Source organism: Mycobacterium sp. WUMAC-067, assembly GCF_020217485.1.
Lineage (GTDB): Bacteria > Actinomycetota > Actinomycetes > Mycobacteriales > Mycobacteriaceae > Mycobacterium.
In genome coordinates, this window is sequence record NZ_JAEKMI010000148.1 from 1 (window position 1) to 1,312 (window position 1,312).

At 62.3% G+C, this 1,312-nt stretch carries 1 protein-coding gene and 1 other annotated feature; the gene reads right to left on the bottom strand.

Annotated elements, in window-relative coordinates:
• Positions 1-22 precede the first annotated feature (22 nt).
• Positions 23-1,263 (bottom strand): IS3 family transposase gene (locus JF781_RS27925; RefSeq protein ID WP_374109800.1). Its coding sequence is split into 2 segments (ribosomal slippage): positions 23-975 and positions 975-1,263, totalling 1,242 coding nucleotides; the frame shifts between segments, so codons are not numbered across the junction.
• Positions 871-988, bottom strand: a sequence feature (AL1L pseudoknot). It overlaps the preceding gene by 118 nt.
• Positions 1,264-1,312 lie beyond the last annotated feature (49 nt).

A 1,312-nucleotide genomic window follows, 5' to 3' on the forward strand; every position in this document is an offset into this window, starting at 1 on the left:
TGAACTACCCCAGGTTTAGTTCCTACTCGGTTGCGAGGGCCGGGGTCGGCTGGCTCGCAGGGTGTGAGGTGCCGGTGAGGGCGGCCTCGTACTCGGCGGGTGGAACGTAGCCGAGGGCTTCGTGCAGGCGTTCCTGGTTGTACCAGGCCACCCATTCGGCGGTCGAGAGTTCGACATCATCGATGCACCGCCAGGGCTTGCCGCGGTTGATGAGCTCGGTCTTGTAGGCGGCGTTGACCGCTTCAGCGAGGGCGTTGTCATAACTATCGCCACGCGACCCGACCGAGGGCGCGATCCCCAGTTCAGCCAGCCGGTCGGTATAGGCCAGCGATAGGTACTGGGATCCGCGGTCGGAATGATGAACCAACTCGGATAGATCGGTATTCGACTGCCACACAGCGTGATTGAATGCTTGAAGCGGGAGGTCTTCGGTGCGCATCGTGGCCGAGACCGCCCAGCCAACGATCTTCTTGGTGCACGCATCAGTGACGAACGCGGTGTAACAGAACCCCTGCCAGGTCCGCACGAACGTGATGTCGGCGACCCATAGCCGGTTCGGTGCAGCGGCCCGGAATTGGCGGTTGACCAGATCGGCCGGCCGGATCGCGGCCGGGTCGCTGATCGTGGTGAACACCGGCTTGCCCCGCTGGGCGCCGCGCAACCCGGCCTTGCGCATCAACCGGCGGGTTTGTTCACGGCCCAGCTGCCAACCACGCCGTGTCATCGCCGCGTGCATCTTCTTGACCCCATACACCGAGTAGTTCTGCCGGTGCACCGCCTCAAGGTCAGCGATCAGCTGCTCATCGCGGATCTCCCGGTCCGACGGTGGTCGGGTCCGCGCGGCCCGATAACCCCGCGAGGTGAGGAATCCGGGGATAGCTGCCCGCAGCACACGGCAGATGAGCTCGACCCCGAACTGATCGCGATGAGCATCGATGTAGGCGATCATTTCGTCGCGGGGCGGTCGAACTCCGCGGCAAAAAACGCAGACGCTGACTTCAAAATCTCGTTAGCCCTGCGCAGTTCAGCGTTCTCGCGCTTGAGCTTACGGATCTCGGCATGCTCAGAACTGGTCATGCCCGGCCGTTCACCAGCATCGACTTGGGCCTTGCGTCGCCACCGACGCACCGACTCCTCCGAAATATCGAGTTTGCTGGCGACAGACTTTATGGCCTCGAACTCCGACACTTCCGAGGCTTCCATCACAGTGTCCAACAACCGCAACGCACGCTGCCGAAACTCCGGCGAATACTGACGGGGCATAGCTTCCAATCCTCCTATAAGGATCGGAACTAAACCTGGGGTAGTTCAG